Annotated in this window: 18 protein-coding genes and 1 tRNA gene; 4 read left to right on the top strand and 15 right to left on the bottom strand. The window is 38.5% G+C overall.

From position 1 onward, the window contains the following. Nucleotides 1-45: 45 nt before the first annotated feature. From ABV001_RS05105 to ABV001_RS05080, 6 genes are all read right to left on the bottom strand, one after another. Nucleotides 46-960 (bottom strand): ribonuclease Z, encoded by a 915-nt coding sequence (locus ABV001_RS05105; protein WP_352421807.1) that lies wholly within the window; start codon nt 958-960, stop codon nt 46-48. Between the two features lies 1 nt (nt 961). Then, nucleotides 962-1,543 (bottom strand): 7-carboxy-7-deazaguanine synthase QueE, encoded by a 582-nt coding sequence (locus ABV001_RS05100; protein ID WP_323424812.1) that lies wholly within the window; start codon nt 1,541-1,543, stop codon nt 962-964. Continuing rightward, nucleotides 1,524-1,889 carry a 6-carboxytetrahydropterin synthase QueD gene (gene queD, locus ABV001_RS05095; RefSeq protein ID WP_323424811.1) on the bottom strand — a complete coding sequence of 122 codons (366 nt, stop codon included), beginning with the start codon at nt 1,887-1,889 and terminating at the stop codon, nt 1,524-1,526. Before queD ends, ABV001_RS05100 begins: the two co-directional genes overlap by 20 nt. A gap of 276 nt (nt 1,890-2,165) precedes the next feature. Then, complete coding sequence (locus ABV001_RS05090) at nt 2,166-3,260, bottom strand: endonuclease/exonuclease/phosphatase family protein (RefSeq protein WP_352421806.1); 1,095 nt, start codon at nt 3,258-3,260, stop codon at nt 2,166-2,168. A gap of 19 nt (nt 3,261-3,279) precedes the next feature. Further along, a complete protein-coding gene (locus tag ABV001_RS05085; protein WP_352421805.1) occupies nt 3,280-4,167 on the bottom strand; it encodes a rhomboid family intramembrane serine protease in 888 nt (295 codons plus the stop codon). Next, nucleotides 4,151-4,828 carry a rhomboid family intramembrane serine protease gene (locus ABV001_RS05080; RefSeq protein ID WP_352421804.1) on the bottom strand — a complete coding sequence of 226 codons (678 nt, stop codon included), beginning with the start codon at nt 4,826-4,828 and terminating at the stop codon, nt 4,151-4,153. Before ABV001_RS05080 ends, ABV001_RS05085 begins: the two co-directional genes overlap by 17 nt. Before the next feature lie 205 nt (nt 4,829-5,033). Here ABV001_RS05080 and ABV001_RS05075 point away from each other — a divergent pair, with 205 nt between their 5' ends. The 3 genes from ABV001_RS05075 to fucU all read left to right on the top strand — a co-directional run bounded on the left by ABV001_RS05075 (nt 5,034) and on the right by fucU (nt 5,983). Next, the gene (locus ABV001_RS05075) at nt 5,034-5,300 is read left to right on the top strand and encodes an HU family DNA-binding protein (RefSeq protein ID WP_091904879.1); all 267 of its coding nucleotides are present in this window, start codon (nt 5,034-5,036) and stop codon (nt 5,298-5,300) included. A gap of 93 nt (nt 5,301-5,393) precedes the next feature. Continuing rightward, nucleotides 5,394-5,466 (top strand) — tRNA-Lys (locus ABV001_RS05070). Nucleotides 5,467-5,548: 82 nt separating this feature from the next. Further along, complete coding sequence (gene fucU, locus ABV001_RS05065; protein WP_352421803.1) at nt 5,549-5,983, top strand: L-fucose mutarotase; 435 nt, start codon at nt 5,549-5,551, stop codon at nt 5,981-5,983. Nucleotides 5,984-6,202: 219 nt separating this feature from the next. Here the strand turns inward: fucU and ABV001_RS05060 are convergent, their stop codons facing one another. Both ABV001_RS05060 and ABV001_RS05055 read right to left on the bottom strand, forming a co-directional pair. Then, nucleotides 6,203-6,535, bottom strand: coding sequence for an ATP-binding protein (locus ABV001_RS05060; protein WP_352421802.1), 333 nt, complete (start codon nt 6,533-6,535; stop codon nt 6,203-6,205). Nucleotides 6,536-7,232: 697 nt separating this feature from the next. Next, the gene (locus tag ABV001_RS05055; RefSeq protein WP_352421801.1) at nt 7,233-8,120 is read right to left on the bottom strand and encodes an Abi family protein; all 888 of its coding nucleotides are present in this window, start codon (nt 8,118-8,120) and stop codon (nt 7,233-7,235) included. A 233-nt stretch (nt 8,121-8,353) separates the two neighbouring features. Between ABV001_RS05055 and ABV001_RS05050 the strand changes: the two genes are divergently transcribed. Beyond that, nucleotides 8,354-9,697, top strand: a complete 1,344-nt coding sequence (locus tag ABV001_RS05050; protein ID WP_352421800.1) for a Gfo/Idh/MocA family oxidoreductase — start codon at nt 8,354-8,356, stop codon at nt 9,695-9,697. A gap of 203 nt (nt 9,698-9,900) precedes the next feature. Here the strand turns inward: ABV001_RS05050 and ABV001_RS05045 are convergent, their stop codons facing one another. From ABV001_RS05045 to ABV001_RS05015, 7 genes are all read right to left on the bottom strand, one after another. Next, the gene (locus ABV001_RS05045) at nt 9,901-11,055 is read right to left on the bottom strand and encodes a glycoside hydrolase family protein (protein WP_352421799.1); all 1,155 of its coding nucleotides are present in this window, start codon (nt 11,053-11,055) and stop codon (nt 9,901-9,903) included. A gap of 78 nt (nt 11,056-11,133) precedes the next feature. Continuing rightward, nucleotides 11,134-12,153 (bottom strand): aldo/keto reductase, encoded by a 1,020-nt coding sequence (locus ABV001_RS05040; protein ID WP_352421798.1) that lies wholly within the window; start codon nt 12,151-12,153, stop codon nt 11,134-11,136. A 92-nt stretch (nt 12,154-12,245) separates the two neighbouring features. Continuing rightward, nucleotides 12,246-13,583: a BNR-4 repeat-containing protein gene (locus ABV001_RS05035; protein WP_352421797.1), complete on the bottom strand. Its 1,338-nt coding sequence runs from the start codon at nt 13,581-13,583 to the stop codon at nt 12,246-12,248. 248 nt (nt 13,584-13,831) lie between these two features. Continuing rightward, nucleotides 13,832-15,664, bottom strand: coding sequence for a RagB/SusD family nutrient uptake outer membrane protein (locus ABV001_RS05030; protein WP_352421796.1), 1,833 nt, complete (start codon nt 15,662-15,664; stop codon nt 13,832-13,834). 12 nt (nt 15,665-15,676) lie between these two features. Next, complete coding sequence (locus ABV001_RS05025; RefSeq protein ID WP_352421795.1) at nt 15,677-18,781, bottom strand: SusC/RagA family TonB-linked outer membrane protein; 3,105 nt, start codon at nt 18,779-18,781, stop codon at nt 15,677-15,679. Nucleotides 18,782-19,204: 423 nt separating this feature from the next. After that, entirely contained in the window at nt 19,205-19,720 is a 516-nt protein-coding gene (locus ABV001_RS05020; RefSeq protein WP_352421794.1) for a DoxX family membrane protein, read from the bottom strand. 28 nt (nt 19,721-19,748) lie between these two features. Further along, the gene (locus ABV001_RS05015) at nt 19,749-21,287 is read right to left on the bottom strand and encodes a Gfo/Idh/MocA family protein (RefSeq protein ID WP_352421793.1); all 1,539 of its coding nucleotides are present in this window, start codon (nt 21,285-21,287) and stop codon (nt 19,749-19,751) included. Nucleotides 21,288-21,336: the final 49 nt, after the last annotated feature.

The raw sequence follows: 21,336 nt of genomic DNA, 5'->3' as shown, positions 1-21,336 counted from the left end.
GTAACAGTAAGGACTGGCACTTTGTAATACAAATTAAAAAAATCACTATATTTTGAAAATCTTCCCTTCCGTAGCGAGTTCGGTGTTCGGGAATACAGCGACGGCTTCTTTTAAAAGGACTTCCAATTCACTGTAGCGGGAAGAATAATGTCCGATTACCAATTGCTTCGCATTGGCTGCCCTTGCAATTTCTGCCGCCTGACGTGCTGTTGAGTGGTAAGTTTCGCCCGCGCGTACCAGTTCGCTCTCGGCAAAGGTGGCTTCATGATACAGCAGATCTACGTTTTTTATATAGGGGACGATCTCGGGTGCATAGGCCGTATCGGAGCAGTAAGCATATTTACGTGGAGGATTACCTTGTGCAGTGAGTATTTCATTACGGATCACGGAGCCGTCAGGTGTGACGAGGTCGGCACCCTCTTTAATCTCAGGAATTTGTTTCAGGGGAATCTGGTAAAAATCGATCATCTCGCGGACAATATGCCGGGGTGATTCTTTTTCCTCAAAAAGAAATCCATTGGTGGCAATGCGGTGTTTTAACGGGAAAGAGAATACTCTGATAGACTTATTTTCGAAAAGCAATTCCTGCCGTTCAGGATTTAAAGGGAACACTTTTATCTTGAATGACATGTGTTTTCCCATATAAATCAAAAACGGTTTTATCAATAAGTTGATTTCTTTGTGTGCGTAGATATGCAGATCGGCTGTTCTCCCCAACATGCTGAGCGTGGAGAGTAATCCGGGTAATCCAAAAATATGATCGCCGTGTAGGTGGGAAATGAACAGGCTGTGAAGTTTACTTATCCGTGCCTTGAATTTCCTCATCTGGAGTTGTGTTCCCTCCCCACAATCGATCATGAACAGTTTTTCGTTCACATCCACTAATTGCGAAGGTGGATGGTGCATGGTAGTGGGTATGGCAGAACCGCAACCCAATATGGTTACCTGGAATTTGTTCATATTAACGGATACCGATAAGTTTATGTATCTGGAGGCTCAATGCCCACATTGGATTTTCCTTAACGAGCGAAACACAATAATCTATATTCTCAGGAATGATTTGCTGATTGTCGAAAATAGGACTTAGAAAATAATGCTTTGCTTTAGGGAGGATAGTAGCATCCGGTACGGGATCTCCTTTCTGGATGGGAAACCGCAATTCGTCCACTTCCGGAATTAATTCCCTGACTTTCTCAAAATGTTGCTTCGGGCTACAGGTTATATAGTCGATACCTCGGGGAACCCTCCTTGTACCGTTGGTTTCAATGGCCTGCAGGTATCCTTTCCCCTTAAAGAGGGATACTATAGCATCATTGAGTTGTAGAGTAGGTTCACCCCCAGTCCAGATAATCCATTTGCATCTGTATGGTTCAATTTCACGCAGCACTTCATCTGTTGTCATTTTCACGCCTCTTTCGAAATCGGTATCACAGAAACTGCATGTCAGGTTGCATTTAGCCAACCGGATAAAAATGGAAGGTTGTCCCGAGCGCCCGCCTTCGCCCTGGAGAGAGTAGAATATTTCATTCACATTCAGGTTCATAGATCGCTGATGTTTTGGGGGTCTCACTTACTTCTACGGCGTAAAGTTCCTGAATCCGGGGTTTGAATACGTCGTATAACATTTTTGCCAGATTCTCGGCGGACGAATTGAGCGGTGAAAGAATATCATTGAGATTCCTGTGATCTAATTGTGTGTCGATATACTCTTTTACCATTTTCAATTCGGTATAATCACGGACAAATCCCTGTTTATTCAATTCTTTCGACCGAAGATGGACGGTCACCACGTAATTATGCCCATGCAGGCGACTGCAAGGGTGATCGTCGGACAACCCAAAAAGGGAGTGTGCCGCCGAAAAAGAAAACTGTTTACTTATCTTGTACATGTTGGTTGATTTGCTGATTTACTGATTAGCTGATTTGTTAGAAATTAGAAGCTAGAAGTCTGAAGTTGAGAAGTTAAGAAGTTGAGAAGCTTGACTCTGGCATCATTCTTCACTACTCATTTTTAATTTTTCGTTTAGATCCCTTTTCACCTTTTTTCACTTTTCACCTATCCACTTAGGCACCTAATCACCTTTCCACCTTTCCACTTTATCACCTTTCACTTTGTGCAATCTGCTGTCGTTCGGCAAAGTTAAGTAAACTTACTTTGCTCTCACTTACTCGCAGATTTCCACTTTTAAAAAAGCCCTGAGTGGGTAATGATCCGAGTATTTCACTTTATCCCTTCGCGCCCGATAGGCTTTTATATTGTCGCTGTGCATGATATGGTCGATGCGGAAAAGAAAGAGATCTTCGTGATAGGTGATACCCGGTCCGAAAGCGGTAGAGACATAAGCATCCTTCAATCCTTTCTTCATCCTGTAATAGGCGTATGATAGGGGAGTATCGTTGAAATCGCCACAGATGATAATACCCCCGGTATCCTGCCTGTCGGTATACTGTCTCACTTTCTCAACCTGTTGCGCCCGTATCCGGTAGGCTCTTCCCAACCGGTTACGGATATTACTCGTCACTTGCTCGAGCCGTACCGAGTCTACGTTCTGAAGGAAATCGCTATATAGCTTTTTATCTTCAGCCTTGATATTGTTCGATTCCAGATGAACATTGGCTACCGTATATTTTTTCCCATCAATATTGATAGTATACACTGCTGCCCCGTTGTAGGAGGAATCGAATACCACTTCATGCGTATCCTCAATCGGATATTTCGAGAAACATGCCAGTCCGAAGGTATGATATTTTCCCGAAGATTCCAAACCTGTAATTGACCGATAGGGATATTGATCAAGAATTTTGTTTACATCGCGTTGAGAAAAAAGAGACTGTCCTGTTTTACTGACGAAGTATTCCTGCAGGCAGACAATATCTGCATCGGTCTCGGCGATATAATCGAGTATGGGATGTTCCGACGCATCTTTATTTCTTTCATGCGGAAATCCCTGCACATTATAGGTCAGTACTTTGATACTCTTTTCCGGTTCCTTTTTGCTGATAAAGTGTATCGGGAAGAATGTAGTTACGGGTTTATAACAAAAAAGGATGGCCAATAAAGAAATTAAAGCGAGTCTCCATTTAGAAAAAACTATCCAGAAAACCAGATAACCGATGTTAGCAAGCAGGATAAACCCAAATCCCAACCCTATGTATGAAAACAGGTTGGTTTTTAAAGGAGAGACGCTCCATGAGAGAAATGAGCAAAAAAGCAGAATAATGGCCACAACGTTGGTCGCGAAGATGACCCATTTAATCATGTCTCTTAATCTTGTTTTTTTATTTTTTGCTCGCATCAAAAAGTTTCCTTTTTTCTTCTGATGATAAATTGCTGTACCCCGATTGTTTCAACTTATCCAGAATGGCATCAATCTCGTCCTGTTCTGTATGCTTACGTTGGTTATATTCCCAATCAGTTTCGTGACGGGCATGCTTGACCTTCATTTTCGATGTATATCTGCGCGGTTTGAACAAGCCGAAAAACCAATCGATTGCCCCACCCATCCAGTGGGTAATATCTTTTCCTTTCTTATATTGGATAGCGAAAAAATAACCTAACAATGCTCCGCCTATATGTGCCACATGTCCGCCGGGATTCATGGGATTTCCCAATGAAAGGAAGTCGAGCACGAAAGCAAAGATGGCAATATAGACAATTTTTATCGGGCCTAAAAACAGAAGATTCAGCTGCACATCGGGGCGATAAAAAGCAGCACCCATCACTATGGCCATTACTGCGGCCGATGCCCCAATCATCCATCCTCTCTCCATTCCCGTATAATATGGGATGGTATTAAAAGCAATTATGTAGAGTATTGCTCCGGCCAGTCCTCCTAAAACGTAGAGGCTGCCGAGTGTCCTCCCTGTAAAATACTGCATGAAAATCTGTCCGAACCAATAAAGCCAGAGCATGTTGAAGAGCAGGTGAAGAAATCCTTCATGCACGAACATATAAGTGATGGGCGTCCATATTCTATTCAGTAATAATGGAATATGGGATGGAACGCCAAGGAAAGTGATGAGGTCGACAGCATAAATATTGAACAGCGTAAAAATGACATTGATAATCTTTAATATAATAAAAACGAATACGTTGATAAAGATAAGCCTCGTCATTACGTTGCCTGTCTTATACCTCTGCTTCAATCTTTCAATAAAATCTGCCATATTTCCGGTCCTTTTTTTTCCAATATAAAATCATGAAAATTCCAAAGAGCATTCCCCCCAGATGGGCAAAGTGCGCCACATTGTCGCCAGTACGGTTGGCAACACCGAAGAACAATTCCAGCAGGCCGTACCCTATAACAAACCACTTTGCTTTGATGGGAAAGGGAAAGGGGATGATAAATAACTGGGAATTGGGGAATAACATGCCGAATGCCAACAGTACACCAAAAACAGCTCCCGAGGCTCCTACAGTAACGCTGTTCACCATCGGATACATCTCCACCGGCACCTCTGCCTGTACTCTTAAAAAGAGGACAAGCATCTGTATTAATCCCGCACCGATACCGGTGACCAGGTAGTAGGTAAGAAAACGCTTTGATCCCCATACCTGCTCGAGTGTCCGGCCGAACATAAAAACGGCAAACATATTAAAAAAGACGTGGGAGAAAGAGTAAGGATCGTGCAAGAACATATATGTCACAAGCTGGTAGATACGGAAATGATCGGAAGCAACAAAATGCAATCCGAACTGTTGTGTCAGGTCGATATCAGCTCTTCTGAGCAGGACGAACTGCGCCAGCCAGATGATTCCGTTTATTATGAGAATATTTTTTGTCACCGTGGGCAATACCCCGGCAAAGCTATTTCTTGTATTATCCATTTTTATAATTCATTGTTGGAGCGCAAAAATACGTATTATTTCGTTGAGAATGCGGATTTTTGCCTCATAAAAGGATTTTTTTTACCAAAAACAAATACTTTTTATCTTTTTTCTTGATTGTTTTCGATTTATCGCTTATATTTGACGGCAAAATGAGGCTCAGCCTTGACTTAATGTATGTTTAATTCTTTATTTACGTTTTCTTATGAACAAATCAGAACTAATTAGCGCTATTGCCGATAAATCCGGCCTTAGCAAAGTGGACGCCAAAAAAGCGTTGGATGCTACCCTTGAAACTATTTCTGCGGAAGTAAAAGGTGGTGGTAAAGTAGTATTGGTAGGATTCGGGACATTCTCTGTTTCTGAAAGAAGTGCCAGGAAAGGTATCAATCCCCGTACTAAAAAATCAATCAATATTCCGGCGAAAAAAACAGCTAAATTCAAAGCCGGATCAGAATTATCCAACCTCTAATATCTTGGTTGATTGTAGAATAAAAAAAGGAACAAATTTGACGCATTTGTTCCTTTTTTAAAAAAAAATACCTACCTTTGTCCTCCCAAAAATGACTCCGTAGCTCAGTTGGTAGAGCAATTGACTCTTAATCAATGGGTCGAGGGTTCGAGCCCCTCCGGGGTCACATTGGAATAGCGGTTATCTTTGATAAGATGCCGCTTTTTTATTTTGCATACAAATTATCCGTTCATAAAAATCAAATATATATGCTAAAAGGAATTTCACCTCTGATCAGTCCCGAGTTACTGTCTGTTTTGGCACGTATGGGACATGGCGACGAAATTGTTCTCGCCGACGCGTATTTTCCCGGAGAATCATTTAATGGAAGAGTATTGAGAGCCGATGGACTCCGTATTCCCGACTTATTGGCTGCCATCCTCCCCCTGTTTGAATTGGATGCTTATGTGCCACATCTATTGGTAATGATGGATGCCGTGGAAGGAGACACACTCGATCCCAATGTGGAAAAAGCATATCTGGAAAGTATCCGTATCACCAATCCCGATGCGGCACCCATAGAACGGATTGACCGTTTTGCCTTCTACGAACGGACAAAATCGGCTTATGCTGTGGTCATTACAGGCGAAACTGCAAAATATGGAAATATAATTTTGAAAAAAGGAGTTACCCCTTTTGGTTAGATATTTAATCGAATAATAACTTACCCTAATTCTGTTTGCAATATTTTTTTGAGCACGCCAATATAATAAAATGGTAAATTGATCAATTTGAATTTTTGTTGTTCTTTGTCATAACTTTATCGATTGAAAAAGGTTGGGACCAGACTTTCACGGCAATATCGTGAGGAGTCTCGTCCATAAACAAATGTAAGGAATGGAGTTTGGTATTATGCCCTGATTTTACTTCAACAAGAATGACCTTATTATCATACTGCAATATTTCTCGATATCATCACGGAAACTTGTCAACAAACTTTCGTAAATAGCATTCAATCCGACAAAATCCTTATTTTCTGCGTAATCGTCCACTACTTCCGGCATACCACTAATCAGAGTGAAGGTGTTGAATAAATTCATTGTCTTGATATGTAAAGCATCGGGAATATGACAGTTGTGTAAGGATTTTTCCAACTGTGTCTCACCCGTAGCAAGGAGAAATTCATTGAAAACACAGGGGCGAACTGCCATATATTCCACCCTGCCAACAGGAAATGACACTTTCTTGTTCAACATTGTTTCCAATGGCTTTCCATTTCTAGGAAATAATTTGTGTTATTGTCATAGAATTCAGGAAGCAGTATGGTGAAAGATGTTATTAAGTGTGATTCCATACTCGGCCTCTTCCCTTTTTATATCTATAAGAAGCATTTAAGAATACGGTGATAAAATACCAAGTCGACATAAATGCGGGTGGTTACCCAAAATTATACGGTACTGCCGTCCGGTACAACGGCAATGCGTAATTAATTCAAAAACAGCGTTCTTCTAGAAAGAGCCAACTTCGGCAAAACTTCGGTAATGACCTTCTCTAAAGCAATATCCCCAATCCATACTCTTACCAATGTCATTCTGCCGTGGAAAACAAGTAAAGGTGATGAAGGTCAAAATCAGGAGTTCGGTCAATTTATTCCGTACCATTCAATAACATTTATGAAAGAATAGATTTATCTCGGAATTTGAACATTTCATATCACTTTCCTTTTATTTAGAAAAACCCAAGCGCCGTATGACGTGCTTGGGTTTATTTTTTACTTTTAAAGTGCATATTACAATGATAAAATTGTAAGGGCACTATTTGTACTTGCAAAAGTAGCAATAAAATCTATTCTAAAAAAATATTTTACAATCAAATTAAGAATATCTTTATATTTCGGTGCTTCAAAAGCATCAAAATGGCCATGGTGAGGAACTGCTTGAGAAAGATCAACAGCTATGAAAAACGATATCCAATATTATTTTCAATAATCTCCCTAATCATAGGATATTTTTTATGATTTTCAAATAAACTATGAATTTCTTTCATCATTTCTACTTTTCGAGATTCCGATATTCTACCAAGAAAATACGCTACTATTTTAATTGATGAATACAGCTTGTGCTTGTTTGTGTTATCAATAAATAAGGCCGGACCTCGAGAAATGGATAAAGGAAGATCTTTGTCAAATAATACGTTTGAATGAGCACATAAATTTCGTATAACAATAATGGTTTTAATATAGTTCTCAAATGTTGATGAACCGGTAATCCCATAAATATTAGCAATTGCAGTTTTTACACCAAAATCCTTAATTTCTGAATATAGCTTTCGAACTGCACCAAACGATAAAAATTCAATAGTTTTCCAAGCCGGTGCATAACGATCATTAATATGATTTCTATGATGATCTTTTATCACCTGATAGTTATTCCTCAGTCCATTATAAATTTCTTTTTCAAATGAACTCACATAATCTTGATGCATCACTTTAGGATCTGCAAACCAAGTAGGAGAATCAATAAATTTATTAGATACAGAATAAATTATCGATGTACGGACATTGATTTCTATCCTGGCCGTGTATTTTAAAAGAATATTTCTCAGATCAACATTCAGGTAGTAAAGCCTAACAATATCAGAAAACTTTGTCTCTTTTTTGTACTGATGAGTTCTATTTTTCTTGTTGGGATAATCTTTCTCAAAAGGAAAGCAATAAAAGCCAAATCTAAAATAACCAATGTCACTTAATATTTCTTTCGCTTTTTCTTCTCCCCAGTCGAGTTCAATCCCTCTACTCTGTATGATTGCAATCTGTTCCTCTATCGTTGTCGCTTTTTTCATGTCTTTTTATGTGAAATGGAGAATGTAAAGATAGTGAAAATATGAAAACATAGGGGGGATTCGAGAGAATTCCCCCTATGGGATTTGATAAAAGTGCCGGGTGTAAGAAGGTCAATCTCATTTTTGTTGTATAATCGGTTATGTCTTGCGTTTTTTGATGATATTCGGTCGGAAATGGAAAGCCATACAGGATTATATTCTGTAAATTTGTATTTCCATAAACTATAAAAGCTATGACTACAAGGAGAGAATTTATCAAAAATGTTGCAATCGGAACTGCGGCAGTATCTGTAGGGGGTGTATTGCCGGGTTTTAGTGCAAAAAGTTATAATAATATCGTAGGTGCTAACGATAGGATTAAGATGGGTGCTATCGGTGTGAACGCGCGTGGTAATGCGTTGGCCGGTGGATTTGCAAAAGAGTACGGTTGCGAAATAGCTTACGTCTGCGATGTAGACAAACGGGCTATGGAGAAATGTATTGCCAACGTGACAAAAATAGCGGGTAATACTCCGGCAGAGGAGAAGGATATTCGTAGGTTGTTGGAGAAAAAAGATCTTGATGCCGTTATCATCGCTACGCCTGAGCATTGGCATGCCCCCGCCGCACTGATGGCGATGAAAGCCGGAAAACATATCTATCTTGAGAAACCGACCAGTCATAATCCTGCCGAAGATGAGATATTGATGCAAGCAGTAAAGAAATACAATGTTGTTGCAGGAACCGGTATGCAGCGCAGGTCGTGGCCTAATATAATCAATGCGATACAGGAGATAAAAGATGGAGCCATTGGCAAAGTCTATTTCGGTAAAGCATGGTATGTAAACAACAGGCCTTCTATAGGAGCTGGTAAAGTTACCGCTATACCCGACTGGCTCGACTGGGAGTTATGGCAGGGACCCGCACCGAGGGTATCCGATTATAAAGACAATTATCTACACTATAACTGGCATTGGTTCTATGATTGGGGAACCGGTGAAGCCGGAAATAACGGAGTGCATTTTCTTGATATTCTCCGTTGGGGGATGGAGTTGACTTATCCTACGCATGTGAATTCCTCCGGAGGGAGATATGTGTATAACGATGACTGGCAGTTCCCGGATACGCAGGTAGTAAACCTTGAATATGGAAATAACAAGTTGATCACATGGGAAGGCCGTAGCTGTAACGGACGTAATATTGAAGACTCTTCCGTAGGCTGTGCTTTTTATGGAGAGGCCGGTACATTGGTTATAGGTGGAGGAAATGCCTATAAGATTTATGATTTAAAAAATAAACTGGTGAAAGATATGACTAGTGAGATGTCGTTTAAGGCTGGCGATACCATGAATCCAACGGCGCAACTCGATTCATTCCATTTCTCAAATCTGCTCGATGGCATCAGAAAAGGAACTTCATTGAATGCCGATATCAGCGTGGGATGTATAAGCACAACCCTGGCCCATTTGGGTAATATCTCCCAACGCACAAAAACTACTTTCAGAACCAATCCTGAGAATGCACATATTATTGATAATCATGTAGCCAATAAACTTTGGAGTAGGAAATACCAAAAAGGCTGGGAGATGAAAATATAAACACCGTTTTTTGATAATTCTCTTTTTATTCCGCCGGAGAGGTATGTAAAATATGAAACATACTTTCTCCGGCTTTTTCCATAAATACATGAATTACCTCAGCTGTTTATTTCATAGATAGTTGAGGTGATTATAATTCATGTAAAAGTTTTTCAAGACAAAATAATAATTATCAGATTAATTATTATTGAGTTATGTCTATTTTACTTTCCTGATTGTGTTTTCTGGATATTTGTGAATTTCGTGTTTATACAAGTCGAGTCCATTTTAACATCCAATCCCGTATGATTGAGTTGAACGATTTTATTGAAGTGCGAATCATATACGGGAGCAAGAAGCTCTAATGCAATATCGGCCTTATATGAACGGACATCATTCATGTTAATATTATACATATTTCCAGCCTTAAACCCTTGCCCATATTGTCCGTTTCCGTAGATACGTATTATCTTCCTTTTTCCACCTTTCGGATTATCGGAAATGTCAGAGCAGAAAATATTATATATCTTTGTCCTTGAGGGAAGAATAATCAGCACATGATGGTTTCCCGATGTATTAACATTACGACAAACAATATCATGCAGTTCTGCACCGTAAGAATAATCTGAGTATCTTACAGGAAGTAGAGGAAAGATATATTTCTCATTACTCCATCTAGACTCATCAAAAGCACCAAATACAATAGTGTCGTCTGATGTTTCACCAGTAATATTTTCAATCAGAATATTAGAGCCACCCTGTATGATATCTATACCATCACCATTTTTCACAGTAGTTTTAAAATCAATTGTATGAATATGACCATTCTTACATCCATTCGTCATAACGATAGCCCAACTGTGCGTTTTGGTTACTTTCAATCCGGAGATTTCAAAACCGTCTACGTATGAAAATAATATGGAAAAATTTCGCCATCCCCAAAAATCCCCTAACCAATGTTCTTTTATACCTGTTTTGGGATTAATTCCTTCATAGAAAGAATCGGCTCCTTCTACGATTGCTCCATTCAGTCCTACAATATGGATATTTTGTGCAGGTAGTAGTTTTTTTACATATCCATTGGGATTATTTTCATCTATCTCGAAATTGTCGGAACGAATAATATTATCAAACACATGATCTGTAAGTTTAATTTTACAACCATCAATGATCATTTTTGTATTGGAAGGGAGGCAGATTGATTCAGAGATCAGGTATAATGAATTATCCTTAAACAGGATGATCCCGCCATCACATTTTTTTAAAAAATCAAGAGCATTCGATATTTTCTCAGAGGTGTTACGACCTTCAAAATCTTCGGGTTTTACACAAATAGACTTGGAATCATTGTCGCATGATAATGATTCCTCGGCATTCATAATTCCGATTTGAAAGAATAAAAATAATAAGAACAAGGGATACATCAAAATAGGTTTCATATCTAAATAGAATCAGTTCTACATCCAGTTACCATCACGATACCCTTCGTTCATCCAGGGCAAATTCTCATGATTAAAAAAAGGAGTTAGCGCAAGAGTTACTTCCTGTTTTTCCTGGGCGTTCATAGGAGTAAATTCTCTAAGTGTCTTTAGATTTGACTCCAATACTCTCATATTGTCCATTCCTACTGTGATACCGTCTACATTCTCTAATGAGAGGGCGTAGCGTATCAGACTTTCTGCATTTAGGTTTATACCATCAATGGTATCTAGCGGGCGTATTATTTTCATAAGGAGAGCCCCCATGCCCTTCTCTTTGGCTTTCGGAACAACCTGTTCTATTCTGATAGTAGTTGTATCCGGACCTTTGGGGTAATGATTCATTGCTACTATCATACAGTCAAAATTCCCTTTTTCGATCAAATCAGTCAATGCTAACGGGTCAGCATGACCTGAAAAACCAATAAAACGAGTCACTTTTTCTTCTTTCATCCGATACAAAATATCAAGTATGCCTCCTTTCTTAAGGATATTTTTATTGTCCTCAAGAGTGCTCACGGCATGTATATTCAAAACATCCACGTGATCGGTTTGTAATCTCTTCAGACTGAGTTCTATACTTCTTAATGCTTCATTGGAATCTCTTGGAAGAACCTTCGTTGACAGAAATACTCTACTCCTTTGATTTTTTAAAACCCGACCAACTCTTTCTTCACTGATAACTTTTCCATCGCTGCTGCTGTAATCACTTGCTGTGTCCCAGTAATATAGACCCTCATCCAAGGCTTTCTGCAATAGAGCGATTGCTTCGTCTTCATTTTTATTATTACAGAAACGGCTTCCCAGTCCGAATGCTAATCGAGGCACAACAACCCCTGTTTTCCCTAATACTATGGTGGGTAGTCCTTTTGCATCGTACTTTAGTTTTTCATTTTTCTTTGCCGCTTCATAAGGAAATGCCTTTGTTCGAGACAAGGCTAGAGCAGATGCTGTTGTTAATGATGCCTTAAAAAATGACCTTCGTGATATTTTACTCATAATTTTGATTTTTGTTTTATTTGCGAAGGCTCTAATGTAGGTGAAATTGATTAATTATCAAAATCTTGTTGTTATTTATTTCCGGGCAGGGATTATTTGATAAGTATCTTTAAACCCGTATTATAATCAGTATAGTGGTAATAGTGTCCTGCCATCCATAGTAAAATAGGTGTCTTTGTAGGATTTCTATCAACAATATAGGGTCTAATATTATCGAGCTGAGAGTTTGAAGTAATACTTTGCATTTTCAATTTACCCCCTTTCTTGACTTCACATTTTACTATTTCGAACTTATCATTTATATTTCTACTCAAATAAATATTATTCGGGTTATTATGGTCTAATACGATTCCACCTGAATAATGAGCCTCCCTAATTTTTTCACCTGGTCTTATGATTGTTATATATGATCCTGAGTTAACTATTTTCTTGTCTATCCATTTATTGCCATCCCATTTGGCATAATGGTATTCGTGATTATATTCATCAGGATACCGTGCATAAGTAACTACCGGATTGTTCTTTTTATCTAAAGCGATATCCCAGATCCAAGCACGAACTCCTATACTATTGGCATTATATACTTTATCCGTTTCCTTTATGCAGATAGGGAGATTTTCAAAAGTGCCAATTTTTTTACCGTTTGTTTGACTGAAATACCCATCCTGATAATAAATATGATGCACTGATATATCCTCCCCGAGTTTAGGATGTCCATTAGTAAAGAGAAAATCAATTCTTGATTTATTATCGGAAGTATACTTTATATATTGAGGATTATTCCTGCCGCTATTGTAAAGTAAATTTACTTCCTGACTCCAAGTTTCCCCATAGTCATCGCTATATATACAGTATATTCTGGTATCTGTATAAATACCTTCATTATTTTGGACTGTATTTCTACCGAAAAGATAAATCCGGTTATCTTCTTCACTCAACATAATGGGGTTTGTGTAACAATATCTGTTTATGCTGTCTTTTTCTAGTAACACAACTCCTGCCTCCCATTCAGTAATATCCTCGGCATTTTTACTTCTCTTCATAAAAATATCCCCATTATGATGATTGTAGAAAGTGAGTATTTTTCCATCCGGTAGAAATAAGAATGTTGGCACATTGTGGTCATCTATCTGTAAGGACGCATGAAGTGTGTGAGTTATTTCTTCTTTGGTTTTTAAATCAAAAGACTTGACCATCACATCTCCTTTTGAATTTATAAATCCATAATAGATCGCTTCTTTCATACCCTTGTAATATACAGCTCTTGAATCGGAAAACCAGCACCAAGCTGCATCTTCGGCAATTATCGGATAATTATTTTGTAGTTGTTTGGGACTTTGACTGAATGCTGACGGACTATTAAAAAAGAGAAGAACAGTGAAAGATATTGATATAATTATGTTGTGAAGGGTGATTTTTAATGTTTTCATTTTTTTCTTTATTTGTATGTGATTCATTTTTGAGTTTATGAAACTTTACTTCTTTAGTAAACAGCTTTATAGGAATAAAATCTCTTCTTGAAAATAAGCTGTATAAAGGAGATTAAGGCAGTCCCATTTAGCCTTATAATTTGAAATTGATATATGGTTTCAGATATGCTAGATGGGACTGTAGTGTCATAATCAAGAAGAGATAGCAGAAAAATGCATATAATTTTCTCTATCTCATTTCCCATTATTTATTTTGTGAAACTCAGAGGTTCAACATTGTTTTCGAATCCGCTATAACCTTCATTTTGATTGATTACTCCTAGTGAATTAGCGTCTATTGCTGTTTGTGGGACAGGCCATAGTATATGGAAAGGGCTCATAGTAAATTCATCACCTGCTACTGTTTGTACTCCTTTATTGAAAAATTCGGTTTTTTCCATTATCCTGTCGTACCAGAAGTTGGATTTTGAGAAATTTGCTAAATTATAAGTTTTGCCGTTATAACATTCTTTACCGGTTTTTGCATATAAGTACGCAATTCTAGTCAGTTCACATTTTCTCGTTTCTTCGTAGAACAATTCTCTTGCCCTTTCATCTAAGATAGTTCCTAAGTTAAATGATGACGGGTCTGTGTAAGATTCTGCGTTAGCACGATTCCTTACCGCATTTACATCAGCCATCGCTAATTCTGTTTGTCCATTCCAGAAATATGCTTCTGCTCTTAACAAGTATGTTTCGGCAAGTCTGAATATATACCAATCTGTATTACCACCCCGAGGTTGTACCCTTATTGGATCCGGAATGAAAAGTTTATAATGCGGCCAACCTCCTGTCCAGTTTCTGATTGTATCTCTCGTTAAAATATTACCTTCATCATCATGCAAACGTAGAGGCTTGCCGTAATAAGGATCGTTTAATTCTTTTAATTTCGGATTGTTGTATACCAAGTCTTCCATTGTCATCCAATTACCCGGTGCATGACGTAGATCATCTTTGTCGTCCCAGATATACCTTGTATAATAACTTGTTCCACGTCCCTTATTGACCCCTCTTCCTATCTGTTCTATTATAGGTATCTCCAGATTTAATTCTTCAGACATGCCTACATAGCCTGTCGGAGTCATTATTGAGTTGGTCTGGTTTCCCCAGTTTGGGACGAAAATATACATTGATGTCATACCTTGAGAGATGTTGCCAGACATTCCATATCTGTCTATTACAGAAAAAATTTCTTCTGTATTGTCCGGAGAGACTTTGTTCAATGGTCTATGTAAGTCCCAGATTACATTTTTTGTCGGGTCATTTTTGTCTTCCCCAAATCTATTCTGCATTAAAGAATAACTTCCGTTGATAACGGCAGAAGAGGAACGAATGGCATTTTCGAATTCACCCAGGGAGAGATATACTTTTGTTAGTAAATGGTTGCAGGCACCTTTCGATATTTTGCCTCTATCTACTTTTTCCGGCACCCATTCCACGGCAAACTCTAGATCTTCTTTTAGTTGTTCCAATATTACTTCTCTTTTAGCTGAATAAAAATCCAATTTGGGTTCTGATACCTGTTCGGCAATCCATGGAACATCTCCAAATCTGTTTACTAGCAAGTAGTACCAAAAGGCTCTATGGAAGTATGCTGTACCCAGCACTTCATTTTTCTCTTGTTCGCTGTTATATGATGGTTGATCAATATTTGAGATAACTATAGAGGCGCTTTTAATCCCCTCATATGCGTGATTCCAGCAGTGGCCAATTCTATTGTAGCTTGCATCGGTTAATACGCCGTCCGGAACCACAAGTCTATTCATGTCTCTTGTCGGAAATGTTTTGTCTGTTGTTCCATCAATCATAACTTCTGTAAATAGATACTCGGTAAACATAGGCGGTGCAAATGTACCGTCCATGTATTGATTCCTGATCAATCTTGTGCTTGATGAAAGCATTGCATACATTGAGGTGGAATTGACCAGTCCGGCCTCCGTGGTTAAAATAGACAACGGTTTTGGTTTTAAAAAGTCATCAGAACATCCATTAATAACCAAAGTGAATAATATTGATATGAGATAAAATCTATTGTATTTCATAATAATCATCTATTAAAGTGAAAAGTTTAATCCAAAAGTGATATATGAAGGAGTTGGCCCTGCATATTCGGGATCCCACAGTACCGATTTTCTTGTAAATAGCGCCACGTTTTTGGCAGAAACGGAGAGTCTGAGATCGGACAATTTTAATTTATTTGCAAATTCTCTCGGTAAAGTATATCCGAGAGAAATATTGTCCAAACGAATGAAGGACATATCCTGCCAATAATTGTAAGCTACTCCAGCCATATTTGAATTTAGTCTCGCATAATTATTAGTAGGGTTCTCTGGCGTCCAATATGGGATCACAAATGAGTTAAACCTTTCAAGGGTCATTGTAGGATTATGTTTCGCTTCATTGAATTGTCTTTTGTAGTTCCAATTAGAATATATGAGAAAAGAGAGATCAAAGTTCTTGTAAAATGTGAAACTATTTCTTAATGACCAGCGTATTGGAGGAGTTTGATATCCTTGAAATGTTTTGTCATCGTTAGTGAATTGTCCATCATTATTAACATCTGCTAGTTTGAAATCACCGGGAGCTAATTTATATTTGGCGGCATCCGCCTCCTCTCCTTCTTGCCATACGCCTAATACTTCGAAATCCCATATCTCATCTATTGCACGACCGATGAACCAACCATTACTTATATCATCGACTTCTCTTTGTCCAATTACATTTCCCTTATCATCTAGGATATTTTCCATATCCCCATAAAGGCGGACTATTTTATTTTTATTATAAGAGATATTGAATGATGTATTCCATGTGAAGTTTGGATTGTCAATATTTACGGTGTTCAATGTGAACTCAATACCTTTGTTATTGACTTTACCCAAATTGCTGGTGACGGATGCATAACCTGTCATGGAGGGTAAAGACCTGTTTACTAAAAGACTGGTCGTATTCATGGAATAGAGATCCACACTAGCACTCAGCCGCTGTCCTAAAAGATTGAAATCTAGTCCCATATTCAATGATGAAGTGTTTTCCCATTGTAAGAGACGATTTCCCATCCTGTTTGCATTCAGGTATGACTCTTGATACACATTTCCTGTATTGTCTACGTATGTGATCATTCCATTGTTTAACGTAGACAATGCATTGTAGATTCCAATCGACCTGTTACCTGTCTTTCCCCATGAAAAACGAAATTTTCCATAGTCTAACCATGTCAGTTTATCCATGAAGTTTTCTTCACTAAATACCCATCCCAACGCTAAAGAAGGAAAGGTCGCTCTTGGATTTCCCATCCCAAATGCGGAATACCCATCTCTCCGGACTGTACCGGTTAATAAATATTTTGACTTAAACGAATAAAATAGACGAGCCATGTAGGCATCTCCCGTGGAATAGGTGTCGTCACTGGAAATAGTCGTAACAGCAGCTGCTCCCATATTATGCCATCCTAAAACATCGTTCGGCACAAATTGCTCCCCGTTCATTATTTGTGACCAATCTTTGTTCTTTTCTGCATTTGCCAGTAATGTTACATTAAACTCATGCATATTATTGAAGTTTTTTTTCCATGTTAAGATATTATCAACCTGCCACAGCATCGAACTGGAGGTATTTCTGATTGCTTTCCCTCCATACATTCCATATTCAGGATGTTCCGAAGAATTATGCAGGTATAGCTCGTTATTAGTGAAACGAGGTGAATATCTCAACTCATATTCGATGTCAAACGGTAGCTTAACTTTTGCATATAAAATATTGTCTAATGATTTATATGTGTAATCTTTGTAGGTATGAGCCCTGTCTATAAGCGGATGTTTGGCAGCCACGGCATCATCTGTAGGATATATTTTCATGGTGCCATCGGGGTTTGTGGGTTGCCCCCAAGGTGATAAATTGTCGATCATTGCCCAAGAAGCTGCCGCGCCCGGCTCTTTTCGCATAGAGAAGAGCGTATTGATACCTACACTGAGAAAATCTGTGATTTTTGCATCCAATTTAATTCTACTTCTATATGTCTGGAATTCATCATATTTTATCACGCCTTCATTATCCTCAAATCCTAAAGACCAGTAATAATTAAACATGTCGGTTTTACCGGATAGATTAACATTGTAACTTTGTTGAATACCCGTTCCGAGAACCATATCCATCCAATCTGTACTTTGATTCTTAAAATAGTTGTCTCTTTCAACCTGTGAGAGTCCGAGTCTCCTTAACCATATATCTTGAGGATCTCCCTGGGCGTTATCATATTTAAGCCACTCTTCCAATGTTTGTCCAGAAGATAAGTTATTAGGGTTCTCAAAGACAAATCCTGGAGCATTTCTGTTGACGCTTTTTAGTACATCGGAACGCCAATTTATAAAACCTGTTGGACCATAAACTTTTTCTGAGCGGAACAAGCTAGTTGTACCAATGCTTAAATCAAATCCGATAGTTGGTTTTTCTGTCTTACCGCTTTTAGTTGTTACGATAACAACACCGTTTGCCGATTTTGCTCCATAAACAGCTGCTGAACTTGCATCTTTCAATACATCGATAGTTTCGATATCATTGGGGTTGATATCTGATATATCTCCATTGTATATTACCCCATCCAGGACAATTAAGGGAGAAGAACTGGCACTCAACGACCTTTTACCTCTAATTCCAATATCGGCATTTCCTTTGGCACTTGTTGATATCCCCACATTTAGACCAGGGATATTGCCTCTTAATATTTGCTGGAGATTTTTGTTTCTTTCTTTTTCAAGTCCTGAAGTATGTAATGATGCGACAGAGCCTGTTAGATCTTTTTTTCTCATGGTGCCATATCCTACTACTACAATTTCATCCAGTTCACTCAAGGCTTCTGTCAGTATGACATCTATTTTATCTCTATTGCCCACATTAATTCTTTCTTCTTCAAATCCTATATAGGAGAACTGTAAGATAGAATTTGATGAACGTACAGTAAGTTCATATTCTCCATCGAGATTTGTGACAGTTCCGTTAGTCGTTTCGACTTCCTGGATACTCACTCCAATTAGAGGCTCACCATTCACATCCTGCACTTTTCCTGTTATTTTAATGTTTTGATCTTGAGGGAAAAGTGGTGTTGAGGTAGTTAATATGAACAAAATACAGCAAAAGAAAAGTCTTGCTAACCATTTCATAATCTAATTATTTAAATTGTTGATAAAATTTAATCATTCAAAGTAATCTTAGTTTTCGTTTTAAAACATAATCCTATGGCGATACAACTCGGTTCTAATCAAAATATCCATACAGACAATATGAATTTGTTCCATATCTGGAATATTTTGTCATTGCTTTTCACTAATATAATTTATACAAAGTAAATTATTTAAAAAGGGAGGTGTGATTAACAAAACGTGAGAATATGCTCAATAAACGCAAAATGGAGATATTTTAGTGGAAAAACAAACAAAAAGACACCATAGATCTTTCATCATAAGATCATATGTGAGGATAAGATTAGAATTTCTAATTATTTTCTCTTTAATTATTTATGTTCTAATATCTTATCCTTTTGTTGAGATGTTTTATTATCACTTTTAATATTAGGAATAGTCTCATCAAGAAGGGCTATTATCCGATTTCTTCTTCCTGTTCAAGAAAATAAATCGATCTATTCCCGTGATATGGCTTGAAGGGAACACCACCAGCACAAGGAGTGCCGCTATTTCAATCAGGTTTCTATTGACAATCCAATAATTGCCTTCAACATAGGCCTCAATACCCAGATTTGCAAAAGGAGGATAGGATAGATAGTAAAAAGCCAGAAGAAGTATTCCGAAAAAAGAAGAAAATTTAGAGAATAGGCCGACAAATAAGCTCAATCCAATCAGGATCAATCCCCATTCATTCAAAGTGTCGGCAATGTTCAATATCTGGTTTGACTGTGCAATCGATTTGAAAAAGGAGGAGAACGGTCCTACAGAGTTGAGCAGATAACTTTTGGCACTCCATCCAGGAGTATAGATCTTCACCAATCCTTCGTATAGGAAGTGCCATCCAATAAGGACCCTTAATATCGTTAAAGCACTTATTTGCCTGTTTGAATAATCTAATATTTTACTATTATGCTTCATTTCATTTAAATTTTATCAGTATGGATAATTAGCCTATAATCGCCTTCTCGTTTATTCTGTCCCACCTTACGGGTTTTTTATGCACATATGCGAGATTGGCAAGGTTGAAAGTGACCGATTCCTCAAAACCTTTATCAATATCACAACTCGGCTCTCCGTGTCCACGGATGGCATCAATCCACTCCTTCACGTGCAGGAAGGTAACATCAATTATTTTCCCATCTATGAGCGTGGGGCCATATCCGCCTTTAAAATAGGTTCTTGAAGTAGCTGTGGAGATCGCATCTATATCCATTCTTGGCTCATAATAATAAAGGTGTTCCCCGGTGTCTATTTTTACATCCTTATATATTTCCGAATTATTATCCTTGGACATTCGAACTGCACTATCAATATCTAATGATGCTTCGGAGCCCAAAATACGGGATTGTCGGAAGTTCCCGTTCTTCAAGGTCGCATCATATGTCATGGATAAGCCTTTCTCGGGATAACTGAAGATGACATTGAGCACATCAGGCATATCCCCGTGTGTCTTGTAATAATATTGTCCTCCCAAGGCTACCACTGATTCGGGTATTCCGAGATCCAGCACTTGATTCACGCAATCGTACCAGTGTGCAAAGTCGTTTCCTGTGACACTGGTTCCATAATCGCTATAACGTTGCCAACTAAAGAAACGCTTAAGGTCGAATTCATGCTTCGGAGCGTTGCACAAAAATTCCTCCCAGTTTATATTGCTCTCATTACCGAGCTTGTGATCGAAGGCGTCATCCCTGATCCATGCTCCGAACAAAGTGTTTCTGTTGGTGAAAGTTTCAACCTGTGTTATTTCTCCCAGCAGGCCCTTCTCTACCAGTTCCCGTCCCACTTTGTAACTCATCTGCTGCCTGTTCTGGTGTCCCAATTGAAAGACCACTCCGGTCTCTTTGATGGTATCCCTCAATTCGATGGCTTCCTCTATACTGTGGGTCATCGGTTTTTCCAGATAGACATGTTTTCCGGCCTTGGCAGTAGCTATGGCGATGGGAGCGTGGGAGTGGTCTGCCGTGGCTATCACGATTGCGTCGATATTGTCGCTTTTTACCATGTCGCGATAGGATTGGAATACTTCGGCAGGTTTCCCTACCTGGGTATTTCCCCTGAGGACATTGTGGCGTGAGATTTCCACTCCTCGTTCGGTGTGGACATCAAAAACGTCGCAGATCCCCGTTATCTCAACATTCAGGTCTTCCTGTGCCATTACATCTCTTAGCCATTTTGAGGGTTCACCATTCTTGGTATGTTGTTCTATCACGTCCGGATGGAGGTATCCGAATTTCTGCAGCAACTGTTCGCCGCGCCAACCGTTTCCTACCAGTCCGATCCGGAGCTTATTTCCTTGGTTGCCGGTAGGAGGAGTCAGTTTTTCATAAGGTGCTTCAAGTCTGTCTATGTTTAATCTCTGGTTGTAATCAATACTTTTTTTCCTGATTTGTTTATTGATATTGTCTTTAAATCCAAAAGCAAAATATCCTAAAAAAGGGACTGTTGCCAACCCTTTTAAAAAATCCCTCCTCAATAGCTTCATAATTCGTTATTATAAAATAAGTTTATATAGTTGGAAATATCTTTATTTA

The organism is Proteiniphilum sp., assembly GCF_040307845.1.
Taxonomy (GTDB): Bacteria; Bacteroidota; Bacteroidia; order Bacteroidales; family Dysgonomonadaceae; genus Proteiniphilum.
Note: the sequence above shows the minus strand (reverse complement) of the source record. Positions and strands in the feature narration are given on the sequence as shown.

What these genes read in the sequence shown, in the direction of transcription:
- ABV001_RS05085 (WP_352421805.1), bottom strand. Translation starts at nt 4,167, where the DNA reads ATGGCAGATTTTATTGAAAGATTGAAGCAGAGGTATAAGACAGGCAAC.
- ABV001_RS05060 (WP_352421802.1), bottom strand. Translation starts at nt 6,535, where the DNA reads ATGTTGAACAAGAAAGTGTCATTTCCTGTTGGCAGGGTGGAATATATG.
- ABV001_RS05050 (WP_352421800.1), top strand. Translation starts at nt 8,354, where the DNA reads ATGACTACAAGGAGAGAATTTATCAAAAATGTTGCAATCGGAACTGCG.
- ABV001_RS05035 (WP_352421797.1), bottom strand. Translation starts at nt 13,583, where the DNA reads ATGAAAACATTAAAAATCACCCTTCACAACATAATTATATCAATATCT.
- fucU (WP_352421803.1), top strand. Translation starts at nt 5,549, where the DNA reads ATGCTAAAAGGAATTTCACCTCTGATCAGTCCCGAGTTACTGTCTGTT.
- ABV001_RS05055 (WP_352421801.1), bottom strand. Translation starts at nt 8,120, where the DNA reads ATGAAAAAAGCGACAACGATAGAGGAACAGATTGCAATCATACAGAGT.
- ABV001_RS05030 (WP_352421796.1), bottom strand. Translation starts at nt 15,664, where the DNA reads ATGAAATACAATAGATTTTATCTCATATCAATATTATTCACTTTGGTT.
- ABV001_RS05015 (WP_352421793.1), bottom strand. Translation starts at nt 21,287, where the DNA reads ATGAAGCTATTGAGGAGGGATTTTTTAAAAGGGTTGGCAACAGTCCCT.
- ABV001_RS05020 (WP_352421794.1), bottom strand. Translation starts at nt 19,720, where the DNA reads ATGAAGCATAATAGTAAAATATTAGATTATTCAAACAGGCAAATAAGT.
- ABV001_RS05040 (WP_352421798.1), bottom strand. Translation starts at nt 12,153, where the DNA reads ATGAGTAAAATATCACGAAGGTCATTTTTTAAGGCATCATTAACAACA.
- ABV001_RS05045 (WP_352421799.1), bottom strand. Translation starts at nt 11,055, where the DNA reads ATGAATGCCGAGGAATCATTATCATGCGACAATGATTCCAAGTCTATT.
- ABV001_RS05075 (WP_091904879.1), top strand. Translation starts at nt 5,034, where the DNA reads ATGAACAAATCAGAACTAATTAGCGCTATTGCCGATAAATCCGGCCTT.
- ABV001_RS05105 (WP_352421807.1), bottom strand. Translation starts at nt 960, where the DNA reads ATGAACAAATTCCAGGTAACCATATTGGGTTGCGGTTCTGCCATACCC.
- ABV001_RS05080 (WP_352421804.1), bottom strand. Translation starts at nt 4,828, where the DNA reads ATGGATAATACAAGAAATAGCTTTGCCGGGGTATTGCCCACGGTGACA.
- ABV001_RS05090 (WP_352421806.1), bottom strand. Translation starts at nt 3,260, where the DNA reads ATGATTAAATGGGTCATCTTCGCGACCAACGTTGTGGCCATTATTCTG.
- queD (WP_323424811.1), bottom strand. Translation starts at nt 1,889, where the DNA reads ATGTACAAGATAAGTAAACAGTTTTCTTTTTCGGCGGCACACTCCCTT.
- ABV001_RS05025 (WP_352421795.1), bottom strand. Translation starts at nt 18,781, where the DNA reads ATGAAATGGTTAGCAAGACTTTTCTTTTGCTGTATTTTGTTCATATTA.
- ABV001_RS05100 (WP_323424812.1), bottom strand. Translation starts at nt 1,543, where the DNA reads ATGAACCTGAATGTGAATGAAATATTCTACTCTCTCCAGGGCGAAGGC.